At 70.8% G+C, this 13871-nt stretch carries 16 protein-coding genes; 9 read left to right on the forward strand and 7 right to left on the reverse strand.

Annotated features, from left to right (window positions below; genetic code table 11):
• The first annotated feature begins 5 nt into the window (after positions 1 to 5).
• From ACWEOH_RS16655 to ACWEOH_RS16665, 3 genes are all read left to right on the forward strand, one after another.
• Complete coding sequence (locus ACWEOH_RS16655) at positions 6 to 1136, forward strand: mechanosensitive ion channel family protein (RefSeq protein ID WP_452032840.1); 1131 nt, start codon at positions 6 to 8, stop codon at positions 1134 to 1136.
• Between the two features lie 53 nt (positions 1137 to 1189).
• A complete protein-coding gene (locus tag ACWEOH_RS16660) occupies positions 1190 to 1597 on the forward strand; it encodes a globin (protein WP_148735368.1) in 408 nt (135 codons plus the stop codon).
• A 155-nt stretch (positions 1598 to 1752) separates the two neighbouring features.
• Positions 1753 to 3420: an FAD-binding dehydrogenase gene (locus tag ACWEOH_RS16665; RefSeq protein ID WP_452032842.1), complete on the forward strand. Its 1668-nt coding sequence runs from the start codon at positions 1753 to 1755 to the stop codon at positions 3418 to 3420.
• Positions 3421 to 3454: 34 nt separating this feature from the next.
• Here ACWEOH_RS16665 and ACWEOH_RS16670 read toward each other — a convergent pair whose 3' ends face one another.
• Positions 3455 to 4135 (reverse strand): hypothetical protein, encoded by a 681-nt coding sequence (locus tag ACWEOH_RS16670; RefSeq protein ID WP_452032844.1) that lies wholly within the window; start codon positions 4133 to 4135, stop codon positions 3455 to 3457.
• A gap of 90 nt (positions 4136 to 4225) precedes the next feature.
• On the opposite strand from ACWEOH_RS16670, the gene ACWEOH_RS16675 reads away from it, so the two are divergent.
• From ACWEOH_RS16675 to ACWEOH_RS16685, 3 genes are all read left to right on the forward strand, one after another.
• Positions 4226 to 5107 carry an acyl-CoA thioesterase gene (locus tag ACWEOH_RS16675; RefSeq protein ID WP_452032846.1) on the forward strand — a complete coding sequence of 294 codons (882 nt, stop codon included), beginning with the start codon at positions 4226 to 4228 and terminating at the stop codon, positions 5105 to 5107.
• 177 nt (positions 5108 to 5284) lie between these two features.
• Positions 5285 to 5776 (forward strand): QcrA and Rieske domain-containing protein, encoded by a 492-nt coding sequence (locus tag ACWEOH_RS16680; RefSeq protein WP_452032848.1) that lies wholly within the window; start codon positions 5285 to 5287, stop codon positions 5774 to 5776.
• Positions 5777 to 5785: 9 nt separating this feature from the next.
• Positions 5786 to 6307, forward strand: a complete 522-nt coding sequence (locus ACWEOH_RS16685) for a hypothetical protein (RefSeq protein WP_452032850.1) — start codon at positions 5786 to 5788, stop codon at positions 6305 to 6307.
• A gap of 6 nt (positions 6308 to 6313) precedes the next feature.
• Here ACWEOH_RS16685 and ACWEOH_RS16690 read toward each other — a convergent pair whose 3' ends face one another.
• The 5 genes from ACWEOH_RS16690 to msrA form a co-directional block, all read right to left on the reverse strand.
• Positions 6314 to 6790, reverse strand: a complete 477-nt coding sequence (locus tag ACWEOH_RS16690) for an acyl-CoA thioesterase (RefSeq protein WP_452032852.1) — start codon at positions 6788 to 6790, stop codon at positions 6314 to 6316.
• A gap of 1 nt (position 6791) precedes the next feature.
• Positions 6792 to 8474: an energy-dependent translational throttle protein EttA gene (gene ettA, locus ACWEOH_RS16695; RefSeq protein ID WP_452032854.1), complete on the reverse strand. Its 1683-nt coding sequence runs from the start codon at positions 8472 to 8474 to the stop codon at positions 6792 to 6794.
• A 250-nt stretch (positions 8475 to 8724) separates the two neighbouring features.
• Positions 8725 to 9234 carry a DUF6993 domain-containing protein gene (locus tag ACWEOH_RS16700; RefSeq protein WP_452032856.1) on the reverse strand — a complete coding sequence of 170 codons (510 nt, stop codon included), beginning with the start codon at positions 9232 to 9234 and terminating at the stop codon, positions 8725 to 8727.
• 112 nt (positions 9235 to 9346) lie between these two features.
• Positions 9347 to 9922: a single-stranded DNA-binding protein gene (gene ssb / locus ACWEOH_RS16705; protein WP_452032858.1), complete on the reverse strand. Its 576-nt coding sequence runs from the start codon at positions 9920 to 9922 to the stop codon at positions 9347 to 9349.
• A gap of 182 nt (positions 9923 to 10104) precedes the next feature.
• Entirely contained in the window at positions 10105 to 10629 is a 525-nt protein-coding gene (gene msrA / locus ACWEOH_RS16710; protein ID WP_452032860.1) for a peptide-methionine (S)-S-oxide reductase MsrA, read from the reverse strand.
• Positions 10630 to 10646: 17 nt separating this feature from the next.
• Here msrA and ACWEOH_RS16715 point away from each other — a divergent pair, with 17 nt between their 5' ends.
• The 3 genes from ACWEOH_RS16715 (at position 10647) to ACWEOH_RS16725 (ending at position 12853) form a co-directional block, all read left to right on the forward strand.
• Entirely contained in the window at positions 10647 to 11654 is a 1008-nt protein-coding gene (locus ACWEOH_RS16715) for an aldo/keto reductase (RefSeq protein ID WP_452032861.1), read from the forward strand.
• A gap of 155 nt (positions 11655 to 11809) precedes the next feature.
• Entirely contained in the window at positions 11810 to 12133 is a 324-nt protein-coding gene (locus tag ACWEOH_RS16720) for a hypothetical protein (RefSeq protein ID WP_452032862.1), read from the forward strand.
• Between the two features lie 78 nt (positions 12134 to 12211).
• The gene (locus ACWEOH_RS16725; RefSeq protein WP_452032864.1) at positions 12212 to 12853 is read left to right on the forward strand and encodes a hypothetical protein; all 642 of its coding nucleotides are present in this window, start codon (positions 12212 to 12214) and stop codon (positions 12851 to 12853) included.
• An 80-nt stretch (positions 12854 to 12933) separates the two neighbouring features.
• Here the strand turns inward: ACWEOH_RS16725 and nadE are convergent, their stop codons facing one another.
• Complete coding sequence (gene nadE / locus ACWEOH_RS16730; protein ID WP_452032866.1) at positions 12934 to 13755, reverse strand: ammonia-dependent NAD(+) synthetase; 822 nt, start codon at positions 13753 to 13755, stop codon at positions 12934 to 12936.
• Positions 13756 to 13871: the final 116 nt, after the last annotated feature.

Here is a 13871-nt window from a genome sequence, read left to right on the forward strand (position 1 = left end):
CTCAGATGTTCCTGGCAGAAGAACCGTCCGTCCCGCCGCTCGAGGAGACGCCGCTGAGCGGGGACTTCTGGTCGGGTTTGGCGCAGTTCTGGGCCGACAACTGGGACGTCATCGTCGGCAAGCTGGTCTCGATCGCGGTCATCATCGCGATCGCGTTCCTCATCCGATGGATCCTGCACTTCGTCATCGACCGCGTCGTGAATCGCATCGTCACGGGCGTGAAGAAGAAGCAGGACGTCACCGACACGCAGGCGCTGCAGGCGTCGCCGCTCGCCGCCGTTCGCGTCGTGCAGCGCACCCGCACGCTCGGCACGGTGCTGCGCAACGTCGTGAACGTGACGCTGTTCATCATCGTGACCCTCATGATCGTGAGCGTCATCGACAACACGATCCTCGGCTCGTTCGCGCTCCTCTCGGCCGCGATCGGCGCCGGCCTCGGCTTCGGCGCGCAGAACATCGTGAAGGACGTGCTGAACGGCCTGTTCATGGTCGTCGAGGACCAGCTCGGCGTCGGCGACGTCGTCGACCTCGGGCCGGCGACGGGCATCGTCGAGGAGGTGCAGATCCGCATCACCAAGGTCCGCGACGTGAACGGCACGCTCTGGTTCGTACGCAACGGCGAGATCCTGCGGGTCGGCAACATGTCGCAGGGCTGGGCCCGCGTCATCCTCGACCTCGCGGTGCCCTACGACGCCGACGTCGAGGCCGTCGAGGCCGAGATGCTGCGCACCGCCGTCGAGATGTCGCAGTCGGGCAAGTGGCGCTCGCGCATCCTCGAGAAGCCCGAGATCTGGGGCCTCGAGTCGATCTCCGACGACGCGATGGTGATCCGCATCGTCATGAAGGTGCGCACGTCGTCGAAGGACGATGTGGCGCGCGAGCTGCGCACCCGCCTCAAGCACTCGCTCGACGCGATGGACGTGCGGCTGCCGAGCCTCTCGAGCGTCGTGCTGTCGGGCTTCGAGGGAGCCACGCGCGTGAAGGGCGCGAAGCCGCCGAAGACCGGACCGACCGTCGTCGCCGGCGGCGCGGGCGCGGGCTCCGGCGTCGCGACCAAGGTGAAGACCTCCAAGGCGCCGCGCGCACCGAAGCCGCCGACCATGCCGAACCCACCGACCAGCGGAGACACGCCGTGACCGACCAGAGCACGCCCGCGGCATCCGGGGCCCCGCAGCCGGCGAACGTGCCACTGCGAGGCAGCGAGCACGGCGCCGCCCTCGGGCCGTCGTTCTACGAGACCGTCGGCGGACGCGCGACGTTCGAGAAGCTCGTGAACGAGTTCTACCGCGGCGTCGCCGACGACCCGGTGCTGCGCCCGATGTATCCCGAGGAGGACCTCGGGCCGGCGGCCGAGCGGCTCACGATGTTCCTCGAGCAGTACTGGGGCGGCCCGGGCACCTACAGCGAGCAGCGCGGCCATCCCCGGCTGCGGATGCGGCACCTGCCGTTCAAGGTCAATCCCGACGCACGTGACCGCTGGCTCTCCCACATGCGCGCCGCGGTCGACTCCCTCGACCTGCCGCCGCTCGCGGAGGAGACCTTGTGGGACTACCTGCAGCGCGCGGCCTTCGCGATGGTCAACACGTTCGAGGAGTGACACGGCGCGACCGGGATTCGCCGCGAGAGCAGTAGCATCGCCACGGCGGCACCCTCACCGCCGACACCGCCCCCGCGGCATCCGCCGCACCGCCCGCGACGCCCGCCGCCGCATCGATCGGCACCCGCCCCACCACCGAGACGAAGGAGTCCCACGTGGCCGCCACCCCAGCATCCCGCCCCGAGCCCGACGCGATCATCATCGGCGCCGGCCTGTCCGGCCTCGTCGCGGCCGCCGAGCTCGTCGACGCGGGCAAGCGCGTCGTGATCGTCGAGCAGGAGCCCGAGGCGAGCCTCGGCGGGCAGGCGCACTGGTCGTTCGGCGGGCTCTTCCTCGTGGACTCCCCCGAGCAGCGCCGCATGGGCGTGAAGGACTCGCTCGAGCTCGCCCGCCAGGACTGGGACGGCACCGCCGGGTTCGACCGCGACACCGACGAGTGGGGCCGCAAGTGGGCCGAGGCGTACCTCGAGTTCGCCGCCGGCGAGAAGCGCAGCTGGCTGCACGAGAAGGGCGTGCGGTTCTTCCCCGTCGTCGGCTGGGCCGAGCGAGGCGGGTACAACGCGATCGGGCACGGCAACTCGGTGCCGCGGTTCCACATCACCTGGGGCACGGGCCCCGGCGTGCTCGCCCCGTTCATCGCGCGCGTGCAGGCGGGGTCCGCCGCCGGCCTGGTCGAGCTGCACCACCGCCACCGGGTCGACGAGCTCATCGTCGAGGACGGCGCGGTCGTCGGGGTGCGCGGCGCCGTGCTCGCACCGGATGCCGCGGGGCGCGGCGAGCCGAGCAACCGCGACGTCGTCGGCGACTTCGAGTTCCGCGCGCCCGCGGTGGTCGTCGCATCGGGTGGCATCGGCGGCAACCACGACCTCGTGCGCGAGTACTGGCCCGAGCGCATGGGCGCCGCGCCCGAGGAGCTCCTCTCGGGCGTGCCCGCGCACGTCGACGGGCGCATGCTGCCGATCGCCGAGCGAGCCGGCGCCCGGCTCGTGAACCGCGACCGCATGTGGCACTACACCGAGGGCATCACGAACTGGGACCCGATCTGGCCGTCGCACGGCATTCGGATCCTGCCGGGCCCGTCGTCGCTCTGGTTCGATGCGGAGGGCCGGCGGCTCCCCGTGCCGCTGTTCCCCGGCTTCGACACCCTCGGGACGCTCGAGCACATCGTCTCGACCGGCTACGCGCACTCCTGGTTCGTGCTCACGCAGAAGATCATCGAGAAGGAGTTCGCGCTCTCGGGCAGCGAGCAGAACCCCGACCTCACCGGCAAGGACCTGAAGCTCCTCGCCGAGCGGATCGGCTCCGGCGCCCCCGGTCCCGTCGAGGCGTTCAAGCGGCACGGCGTCGACTTCGTGGTGGCCGACACGTTGCCCGAGCTCTTCGAGGGCATGCGCGCCCTCTCCCCCGAGGCGGCCATCGACACCGAGAACATCGAGCGCGAGATCGTCGCGCGCGACCGGGAGCTCGACAACGAGTTCTCGAAGGACCTGCAGCTCACGGCGGTGCGCGGCGCCCGCAAGTACCGCGGCGACAAGCTGATCCGCGTCGCGACGCCGCACCGCATCCTCGACCCGAATGCCGGACCGCTCATCGCGGTGAAGCTGCACCTGCTCACGCGCAAGAGCCTCGGCGGCATCCAGACCGACCTCGACTCGCGCGCGCTCGCGCCCGACGGGTCGGTGCTGCCCGGCCTGTACGCCGTCGGCGAAGCCGCCGGCTTCGGCGGCGGCGGGGTGCACGGCTACCGAGCGCTCGAGGGCACGTTCCTGGGCGGATGCCTCTTCACCGGTCGCGCTGCCGGGCGGTCGATCGCCCGGGGCTGACCCTGGCCTCCACGTGGAGCCGACCCGGGCGCGGCTACGCCTTCAGCGTCCAGGCCTTGCGACGCACGAGCACGTGACCCCGTCGCGTGGTGAGGCGCGTCCACGGGCCGGTCTCGAACAGGCGCACCGGGTCCTCGCCGAGGAAGCCGAGGCTGAACGCCGCGAACGCGGCGCCCGTCGGCACGTACTCGAGCCCGTCGATGCCGCGGCCCCAGATCTCCGAGCGCACGCGCTGCACGAGCTGCTCGCCGGTGCCGGTCGGGATGGCGGCGGCGACCTCGTCGATGCCCGCCCGTGCGGCGGACTCGAGCGTCGCGGCATCCGCCTCGCCGAGCGCACGCCAGCCGCCCCGCGGCGGCGAGATGCCCGCCCAGGTGACCGTGTTGACCTCGGGGGGCCGGGTCATCGAGACGAACCGCGACTCGTCGTCATCGGGGAGCTGCGCCTTCGCGCGCTCGATGCGCTCGACCATCGACCGCATCGGGACGACGATGTCGAAGTCCTCGGTGTCGACCAGTTCGAAGGTGCGCAGCCCGAGCACGGTCGGGCTCTCATCGAGGATGCCGCGCGGATAGAGGATCGCCGTGTAGACGGCGAGGATGCCGTTGCCCGCGATCAACCGGACCGAGCCGTCCTCGACGCGCCCGGCGCGCTGCAGGTACGTGTGCAGGTCGCCGAGCGCGAGGCTGTCTGCGAGCGTCAGTTGCTGGACCATCTGCTCCTAAACTACCAAGGGAGCGCCGCCGCCCCGGCGGGCCGCGCTTCCACCGGGTCGCGGCCCAGCCCCCACCGACACGGAGGAACGATGAACGGTCCCATCGACGGCCTGCTGAGCACGCTGCACCTCACCGACACGGGCGCTCGCACGCACGAGGACATCTTCACCGGGCCGTCGCAGTGGATGCCGCTCGGGCGCGTCTTCGGCGGGCAGGTGCTGGCGCAGTCGATCGTGGCGGCCATGCACACCGTGCCGGCCGATCGGCAGATCCACTCGATGCACGGCTACTTCCTCCGCCCGGGCGACGTGCAGCACCCCATCACCTTCTCCGTCGACCGCATCCACGACGGGCGCTCGTTCTCGACGCGGCGCACGCAGGCGTTCCAGCACGGCGAGCCGATCCTGTCGCTCATCGCGTCGTTCCAGACGCACGACGAGGGCGTCGAGCACCAGGTGGAGATGCCCGACGACCTGCCCGATCCCGAGACGCTGCCGTCGACCGCCGACGTGCTCGGGCACCTCGACCACGACGTCGCGCGGTACTGGTCGAGCGAGCGGGCCTTCGACGTGCGGCACATCCCGTCGCCCGTCTACCTCCGCGTCGACGGCGAGCGGGTGCCGCGACAGGCCGTGTGGATGAAGGCGTTCGGCCGCCTGCCAGACGACCCGAAGATGCACCGGGCGGCGCTCGCGTACGCGAGCGACTACTCGATCCTCGAGCCCGTGCTGCGTGCTCACGGCGTCGCATGGGCGACCCCAGGACTCAAGGTCGCGAGCCTCGACCACGCCATGTGGTGGCACCGCGACGCCCGCGCCGACGAGTGGCTCCTGTACGTGCAGGAATCCCCCTCGGCGAGCGGCGGACGCGGCCTGTCGCTCGGGCGCATCTACACGCGCGACGGCGTGCTCGTGGCGAGCGTGGCGCAGGAGGGCATGGTCCGCGTCCCGCATCCCGAGGCGATCGACTGAACCGATCGCGTCTCGGCATCGTTGTCTCGACACGGTGTCCGAACGGGATCGTGTCGGCAGGGTTCCATTCGTCTGGATGAATCCTGTGGGTTGCCGCCCTCCGGCCACCGTCGACCCCAGAATGGGGCCATGGCGCGCACACGGCGCGAGCGATGGCGAACGCGAGGAGCTCAGGCGATGACGGATCCCACGGACCTCACGAGGCGCACGATGCTGACACTCGGGTCTGTCGGCGCGGTCGGCGGTGCGCTCGCACTCGCCGGCTGCACGACGGGTGCTCCAGAAGGCTCCTCGTCACCCACGGCGTCGCCGTCGCCCACCCTCACGGAAGAGCCCCAGGCCGACCCGTCGGCGGCGCCCGACGCCCCGCCCGTGGGCGAGGACGTCGCCGCCCTGGCCGACGTGCCGGTCGGCGGCAGCATCGACGCCACGATCAACGGCCAGCCCGCGCTCATCGCGCAGCCGGCGGCCGGTCAGGTGGTCGCGTTCAGCGCTGTCTGCACGCACCAGCAGTGCGTGGTCGCCGCCGCGGGCTCCGAGTTCGATTGTCCCTGCCACGGCTCGAAGTTCGATGCCGCGACGGGCGACGTGATCAACGGGCCGGCGCTCCAAGCCCTCTCTCCGATCGCGGTGTCGGTGTCGGGCGACCGCATCGTGGCAACTGCCTGAGCGGCGACAATGGACTACATCGTCGACGACCTGCCGCTGCACGTGCTGCTCGTGCATGCGGTCATCGTGCTGGTGCCGCTCGTCGGGCTCGCGCTCATCGTGATCGCCGCGTGGCCGGCGGCGCGTCGCGTGCTGTGGCTGCCTGTCCTCATCGCGGCCGTGCTCCTGGTTCCACTCGGCCTCGTGACGATCGAGGCGGGCAAGTGGCTGCAGGCGCGCGTTCCTGCGGCCCCGCTCATCGAGGCGCACACGAGCATCGGCGAATCCATCGTGCCGTGGCTGTGGGCGCTGCTCGGGGTCTCGGTCCTCGTGTCCGCGTGGGCGGTGATCGAGTTGCTCGCCGCGCGACGTTCGACGAGCACGGAGGAACGGCGTCCGGCCCGCGGGCTGCGCGTCGCCGTGAACGCGGTGCTCACGGTCGCCGCGCTGGCAGTGACCGCGGGCGCCGGGTGGACGGTGTTCCAGATCGGCGAATCGGGCAGCCGTGCCGTGTGGGAGGGCTCCTTCAGCGACGAACCGCTCGAGCAGTGACCCGCTTCAGCGGCGTCGGAACGTGATGGGCTCGCCCAGGTAGGGCTCCCACGCCGCCCGCTCGCGATCGTCGATGCGGCGGGGTCGCTCGGTCGCGGCGTCGACGAGCACGATCGTCGTGACCGCACGCGTGTACAGCGTGCGCGGCTCGATGCCCTCGGGCGAGTACACCTCGTAGCAGACGTCGAGGCTGGCGCCGCCCATGTGCCCGATCCACAGCTCGATGTCGACGGGCTGGCGCTGGTATGGGATCGGTGCGAGGTACTCGACCTCCTGGCGTGCGATCAGCGTGATCGTGGTCGCGCCCGGCGTCGCGTCGAGCACCGCGGTGGACGCGCCGACCGCGTGCTCGGACGTGTCGTCGCTCACCCAGAACGCCTGGATGCGAGCCTCCTCGAGGAGGCTCAGCATCCGTGCGTTGTTCACGTGACCGTAGGCATCGAGGTCGCTCCAGCGGAGCGGCGTCGGCACGTGCAAGCGCATGTCAGTCCCTCGTGAGCTTGCGGTACGTCGAGCGGTGGGGCTTCGCGGCCTCGGGGCCGAGACGCTCGACCTTGTTCGCCTCATAGGCCTCGAAGTTGCCCTCGAACCAGTACCAGTTGTCGGGGTCGTCGTCGGTGCCCTCGTAGGCGAGGATGTGCGTCGCGATGCGGTCGAGGAACCACCGGTCGTGCGTGATGACCACCGCGCAGCCCGGGAACTCGAGCAGTGCGTTCTCGAGGCTCGACAGCGTCTCGACGTCGAGGTCGTTGGTCGGCTCGTCGAGCAGCAGCAGGTTGCCGCCCTGCTTGAGCGTGAGCGCGAGGTTCAGGCGGTTGCGTTCACCGCCCGAGAGCACGCCGGCCTTCTTCTGCTGGTCGGGGCCCTTGAAGCCGAACGTGGAGACGTAGGCGCGGCTCGGCACCTCGGTCTTGCCGACCTGGATGTAGTCGAGCCCGTCGGAGACGACCTCCCAGAGCGACTTGTTCGGGTCGATGCCGCCGCGCGACTGGTCGACGTAGGAGATCTTCACCGTCTCGCCGACCTTGAGGTCACCGCCGTCGAGCGGCTCGAGGCCGACGATCGTCTTGAAGAGCGTCGTCTTGCCGACGCCGTTCGGGCCGATGATGCCCACGATGCCGTTGCGCGGCAGCGAGAAGCTGAGTCCGTCGATGAGCGAGCGGTCGCCGAAGCCCTTCTCGAGCTTCTTCGCCTCGAGCACGACGTCGCCGAGGCGCGGGCCCGGCGGGATCTGGATCTCCTCGAAGTCGAGCTTCCGCGTGCGCTCCGCCTCAGCCGCCATCTCCTCGTACCGCGCGAGACGCGCCTTCGACTTCGCCTGGCGGCCCTTCGCGTTGGAACGGACCCACTCGAGCTCGTCCTTCAGGCGCTTCTGGAGCTTCTGGTCCTTCTTGCCCTGGACCTGGAGTCGCTCGGCCTTCTTCTCGAGGTAGGTCGAGTAGTTGCCCTCGTACGGATAGAGGCGACCGCGGTCGACCTCGCAGATCCACTCGGCGACGTGGTCGAGGAAGTACCGGTCGTGCGTGACCGCGAGCACGGCGCCCGGGTACTTCGCCAGGTGCTGCTCGAGCCAGAGCACGCTCTCGGCGTCGAGGTGGTTGGTGGGCTCGTCGAGCAGCAGCAGGTCGGGCTTCTGGAGCAGCAGCTTGCACAGCGCGACGCGGCGCTTCTCACCGCCCGAGAGCACGGAGACGGGGCTGTCGCCGGGCGGACAGCGCAGGGCGTCCATCGCCTGGTCGAGCTGCGAGTCGAGGTCCCACGCGTCGGCCGCGTCGATGTCCTCCTGGAGCGTGCCCATCTCGGCGAGGAGTTTGTCGAAGTCTGCATCGGGGTCGGCCATCGCCGCCGAGATCTCGTTGAACCGGTCGAGCTTCGCCTTGATCGGGCCGACGCCCTCCTGCACGTTCTCGAGCACGGTCTTCGACTCGTCGAGCACCGGCTCCTGCATGAGGATGCCGACGGAATAGCCGGGGGTCAGGCGCGCCTCGCCGTTGGACGGGTGATCGAGCCCCGCCATGATCTTGAGGATCGTGGACTTGCCGGCCCCGTTCGGGCCGACCACGCCGATCTTGGCTCCGGGGAGGAACGCCATCGTGACGTCATCGAGAATGACCTTGTCGCCGACCGCCTTGCGGGCGCGCACCATCGAGTAAATGTAATCCGCCACCGAGAACCTCACGTCTTGAGTCGCACACGATCGTGGCCCGTATGCGCACTTCAGCGTCCCAGCCTACCTGGCTGGGAGACCCGCTTCTGCCGACGTGGTCGCGTTCGATGCTCGGGACCGTTCGGTTCTCGGCGCACGAGATCGACGAGCTCCACGCCATCAGCGACCGCTATCCTGACGTCGCGTGAACCCTCACCCGGCGGGTGTCGAGGGGTGGCTCTCACAGCGAGTGAAGGCTCCGCTCGGTCGCCTACCAGTCGATGGGGCGTGTCTGGCCCACGAGACAGCCGCCGGTGCCGAGAGCGGGTCGCACGGCGCTGTGGTACCCGCCGGATGCCGGGCCGTACTGCCCGACCAGGCACTCGCCCTGGAACAGCACCGCGAACTGCACCGAGTCGGCAGCAAGGTCGACGGTCGTGCGATCGGCCGTGACCTGCATCTGCGACCGATCGAAGCCCGCCGCGGCGAGCGCGTCGATGAAGTCGCGCCCACCCGCCTGATCGTTCGCCGAGATCACGTCGAGGTTGACCGCGTCGAAGAACGCGAGGTTCTCAGTGGCCGACAGCTGGGGGCTGATGGTCGCCGGCGCCGACGGAGTCGGCGGACCCGTGTCGACCGGTTCGGCCGTCGGGCTCGCCTCAACGCTCGACGTCTCGCTCGCGTCACGAGCGGGACCTTCGGGTGCGCATGCGGACGCACCCACGGCGAGCGCGACGCACGCCAGCGTGAGGAGCGCGACCGTTCCGACGCGCCCGCTCATGGCTCCCCTGTTCCGGCGGTGCGACCGCCGAGTCGTTCCGCCGGCGGCGACCGCCCGAGCCGAGTCTAGGTGGTGGAGCCCGCCGGTCGGGGTCGTCGAGGCGCCCGCGACCTCAGAACACGGGTTCGAGCTGCGGGCGGTCTTCCCGAGCGCCGTCGACCTCGTCGCCGTCTTCGTCGCCGAAGTCCTCGGCGAGCCCGTCGGCGGTGTGGCTCGATCCATCCTCGACGCCCGCGCCGACCTGCTGCTCGACACCGGGCCACGCGCTCGACTCCCCCGACTCGCCCGGTCCGCCGGTGGCGGTCGCCTGCCCGCCCTCGCCCGCCCCCTCACGGCGCACCTTCGTCAGCAGCGTGGTACCCCACGCGAGGTCGTGCCCGATCGAGTCCGCCTCGATCTCGATGGCGGTGCCCGACTTCTCGCCGTTCTCCCACGCCCGGACGCGGAGGCGCCCCTGCACGACCACCCGGTCGCCCTTGTGCACGGAGGCCATGGCGTTGCTCGCGAGCTGGCGGAACCCGGAGACGGTGTACCAGTTGGTCTCCCCGTCCTCCCAGGCGCCCTTCGCCCGGTCGAAGTAGCGCCGCGTGGACGCGAGCCGGAACGAGGCGATCGCGAGTCCCTGCGTCGTCACGTGCAGGCGCGGGTCGCTGCCCACGACGCCGGTGACGGTGATGGTGTCGGTCATGATGTGCTCCTCGAGTCGACGCCGCCGCGAATCGGCGGCTCGCGGCATCCGGAGCTGCTCGTGCCGGATCAGGCCCCGGATGCCGCGTCGCACCAGCATCGCCGTGCCGCTGCCGCGGCGGCCGACGACGAAGCGCCCTCGTGCGGAGCATCCGTCAGGGGGGCGCTGTCGAGGACGAGTCGTCAGGCGAGCACGTAGTCGGCGTACGAGCGCCGGATCTTGTTCACCTTGGGAAGGGCGACGGCGAGGCAGTACCCCTGGCCGGGGTTCTTGGCGAAGAAGTCCTGGTGGTACTCCTCGGCGCGGAAGTAGTCGCCGAGCGGCTCGATCGTGGTGACGATCTCGCCCGGCCACCAGTCGGCGGCCCGGTCGCGCGCCGCCTCGAACAGCTCGCGCTGCGCGTCGTCGGAGGGGAACATCGCCGAGCGGTACTGCGTTCCGACGTCGGCGCCCTGGCGGTTGAGCTGGGTCGGGTCGTGCAGCGAGAAGAAGACGTCGAGGATCACCTCGCGCGGGATGACGTCGGGGTCGAAGTCGACGCGCACCGCCTCGGCGTGGCCCGTCGCACCGGTGCAGACGGCCTCGTAGCTCGGGTTCGGCGTCACGCCGCCGGTGTACCCCGAGACGACCTCGTCGACGCCCTTGAGTGTGCGGTAGACGGCGTCGAGGCACCAGAAGCAGCCACCCGCCAGAACGTAGCTTTCCATCGCCATAGAGTAACGGGATGACCTTCGTCGCCATTCCGGAACGCTACGACCGCATGCGCTACAACCGCGTCGGGAGGAGCGGGCTCAAGCTCCCCGCGCTCTCCCTCGGCCTCTGGCACAACTTCGGGCACGACCGGCCGTGGGACACGCAGCGCGCGATCGTGCGCCGCGCGTTCGACCTCGGCATCACGCACTTCGACCTGGCGAACAACTACGGGCCGCCCGCGGGCAGCGCCGAGGAGAACTTCGGCCGCATCCTCGCCGGCGACCTCGCCCCCTACCGCGACGAGCTCATCGTCTCGTCGAAGGCCGGCTACGACATGTGGCCGGGGCCCTACGGCGACTTCGGCTCGCGCAAGTACCTGCTGTCGTCGCTCGACCAGAGCCTCGGCCGCCTCGGACTCGAGTACGTCGACATCTTCTACTCGCACCGTCCCGACCCCGAGACGCCGATCGAGGAGACGATGGGCGCTCTCGCACACGCAGTGCGGCAGGGCAAGGCGCTCTACGTCGGCATCTCGAACTACGACCCCGAGCAGACCCGTGCGGCGTCCGCCGCACTCGAGGCCGAGGGCGTGCCGCTGCTCATCCACCAGCCGCGCTACTCGATGTTCGACCGGCACGTCGAGGACGGCCTGTTCCCGGTGCTCGAGGACGTCGGCGCCGCCGGCATCGTCTTCTCGCCGCTCGCGCAGGGCCTGCTCACCGACCGCTACCTGTCGGGCGAGGTGCCCGCCGACTCGCGCGCGGCGACCAGCCGGTTCCTCTCGGCCGAGAAGATCAGCGACGACTACCTCGAGCGCATCCGCGGCATCGACGCGATCGCGAAGGAGCGCGGCCAGAGCATCGCGCAGCTCGCGCTGTCGTGGGTGCTCCGCGAGCCGCTCGTCGCGAGCGCGCTGATCGGCGCATCGAGCGTCGCGCAGCTCGAGCAGAACGTGGCGGCCCTCGACGCCGCGCCGCTGAGCGAGGACGAGATCACGCGCCTCGAGCCGTTCGCGGCGAACGGCACCGTGCTCGGCTGACACGCGGCGCGCTGCCCGGAACGCGGCGTCGGAGGTGATCCTCCGGCGCCGTACGGCATGTCGGGGCGGACTCACGCGATGCGATCCGCGGATGTCGGTGGTCGAACGTATCTTCGAATCACACGCAGGGCCGGCTGCACGACGAGAGGAGCGCCATGTCCGCCACCGTTCTCACCGCACCCGTCATCACCGACCCCGTGCCCGCCGTCGGCGCGCCGGCGCGATCGGGCGGCACGCCGATCGTCCACGATCGAGCGGATGCCGCGCCGCCCGCCCCGCGCGGCCTGTCCATCGTCACGGCGGCGCCCGGGCTCTGGCGCGTGGCGCTCATCGGCGGGCCGGTGCTCGGGCACATCGAGCTGCGCGAGCGCGACGGCGAGGAGCGCTTCGTCGCGCGGCGCCTCCTCCGCGGCGGCCTGCGCTCGATCGAGCTCGGCGAGTTCTGGTCGCCCACCGATGCCGCGGAGTGCTTCCGCTGATCGGTGGCGGGCGGGCGCGATCCGGGCGCGCCGCGCCGCCTCGGCGGCGCCCGACGCCGCCGCCGGTAACCTGCGCTCATGCAGTGGTGGAACGACCTCATCTCCTGGCTCACCTCGAGCGCCGCACGACCGACGGTCTACGCCGGCATCGTGCTCTTCGTCGCGGTCCTCCTCGCGGGCCTGCTCGCGTCGTGGATCGCGTCGATGGCCATCCGGCGGGTCGTCGCCCAGCGCGACCGCGAGGCGAAGAACGCCGCCGTCGCGGCGCTCGTCGACGCGGCCACCGAGGCCTCGGTGTGGAACTCCCTCACCCCTCAAGAGCAGGTGCTCGCCGACCGGGCGGTCGGCCAGGCCGACATCCTCGTACGACTCCTCCCCATCAAGGGCGCGGATGTCGCCGCCAACTGGGCGTCCCACCAGCTCCACGAACTGAAGCGCGCGTCCGCGACGTTCGGCTACCAGCTCGACCCCGCGGTCGTGGAGTTCCGCGATCGCATGCTCGAGTGGCAGCGGCGCCCGTCCCGCACCCGCCGGCAGTTCCAGAACGACCTCGTGCGCTGGCGCTCGCAGCGTCAGGAGCCCGAGCAGGCGGCCGTCGAGGCGCAGGACACCTGGGTCGCCGGCCAGCATCACGAGCGCTACCAGTCCGCGGCATCCATCGACCCCGAGGTTCGCACCGACACCGCGCCGACGCCGACGCTCGACGACGCGCGGGCCTGACCGCGCCACCCATCGATCAGACGAGGGCCCGACCGCATCGGCGGTCGGGCCCTCGTCATCGTTCAGCAGGATGCGTCCGTTCAGATCCACCAGTCGTCGAACATCGACACCGGCACGGCCCGCTTGTGCCGCGTCTGCAGGAAGCGCTGCTCGATGCGCTCGGCGATCTCGGGGTCGATGTCGTGGCCCTCGAGGAACGCGTCGATGTCGTGGTACTTCAGTCCGAGGTTCGCCTCGTCGGACTGGCCCGGATCGTGGTCGAGCAGGTCGGCGGTCGGCACCTTCAAGTGGATGTCCTCGGGCGCCTCGAGGTACTCGAGCAGGGCCCGGCCCTGGCGCTTGGTGAGGCCGGTGAGGGGCAGGATGTCGGCGCCGCCGTCGCCGTACTTCGTGAAGAAGCCGGTGACCGCCTCAGCGGCGTGGTCGGTCCCCACGACGAGCAGGCGACCCTCGCCGGCGATCGCGTACTGGGCGACCATGCGCATGCGGGCCTTCACGTTGCCCTTGCCGAAGTCGCTGAGCGCCGTGCCCACTCCCTCGCCGTACTCCTCGGCGAGCTCGTCGACGCTCTCCTTGACGTTGAACACGACGGTCTCCTGCGGCCGGATGTACGCGAGCGCGACCTGCGCGTCGGCCTCGTCGCGCTGCACGCCGTAGGGCAGGCGCACGGCGATGAACCGGGCGGGATCGCCCTCCTCGACGAGCTCCTCGACGGCCTTGCGGCAGAGCATGCCGGCGAGGGTCGAGTCCTGCCCGCCGCTGATGCCGAGCACGAAGCCGGCTGCACCCGACGTGCGCAGGTACGCCTTCAGGAAGTCGATCCGCGCGCGCACCTGCTCGGCGGGGTCGATGACCGGACTGACATTGAGTTCTTCGATGATTCTCGCCTGCACGTCGCGCATCCCTCGACGATACAACCGCCGTGTTTCCGGGGCGATACGGCCGGCACGCGGCATCCGTCGCCGTGATGCGCGGCGCGGCCGCCGCCCAGTAGCATCGCGACAGGGGGCGACCGACG

This window comes from Agromyces sp. NPDC004153 (assembly GCF_053603635.1).

Bases quoted from the DNA above. Each gene is read 5' to 3' on its own strand.
- ACWEOH_RS16655 (WP_452032840.1), top strand. From the start codon at position 6: ATGTTCCTGGCAGAAGAACCGTCCGTCCCGCCGCTCGAGGAGACGCCG.
- ACWEOH_RS16670 (WP_452032844.1), bottom strand. From the start codon at position 4,135: ATGGTCCAGCAACTGACGCTCGCAGACAGCCTCGCGCTCGGCGACCTG.
- ACWEOH_RS16675 (WP_452032846.1), top strand. From the start codon at position 4,226: ATGAACGGTCCCATCGACGGCCTGCTGAGCACGCTGCACCTCACCGAC.
- ACWEOH_RS16680 (WP_452032848.1), top strand. From the start codon at position 5,285: ATGACGGATCCCACGGACCTCACGAGGCGCACGATGCTGACACTCGGG.
- ACWEOH_RS16685 (WP_452032850.1), top strand. From the start codon at position 5,786: ATGGACTACATCGTCGACGACCTGCCGCTGCACGTGCTGCTCGTGCAT.
- ACWEOH_RS16690 (WP_452032852.1), bottom strand. From the start codon at position 6,790: ATGCGCTTGCACGTGCCGACGCCGCTCCGCTGGAGCGACCTCGATGCC.
- ACWEOH_RS16700 (WP_452032856.1), bottom strand. From the start codon at position 9,234: ATGAGCGGGCGCGTCGGAACGGTCGCGCTCCTCACGCTGGCGTGCGTC.
- ssb (WP_452032858.1), bottom strand. From the start codon at position 9,922: ATGACCGACACCATCACCGTCACCGGCGTCGTGGGCAGCGACCCGCGC.
- msrA (WP_452032860.1), bottom strand. From the start codon at position 10,629: ATGGAAAGCTACGTTCTGGCGGGTGGCTGCTTCTGGTGCCTCGACGCC.
- ACWEOH_RS16715 (WP_452032861.1), top strand. From the start codon at position 10,647: ATGACCTTCGTCGCCATTCCGGAACGCTACGACCGCATGCGCTACAAC.
- ACWEOH_RS16720 (WP_452032862.1), top strand. From the start codon at position 11,810: ATGTCCGCCACCGTTCTCACCGCACCCGTCATCACCGACCCCGTGCCC.
- ACWEOH_RS16725 (WP_452032864.1), top strand. From the start codon at position 12,212: ATGCAGTGGTGGAACGACCTCATCTCCTGGCTCACCTCGAGCGCCGCA.
- nadE (WP_452032866.1), bottom strand. From the start codon at position 13,755: ATGCGCGACGTGCAGGCGAGAATCATCGAAGAACTCAATGTCAGTCCG.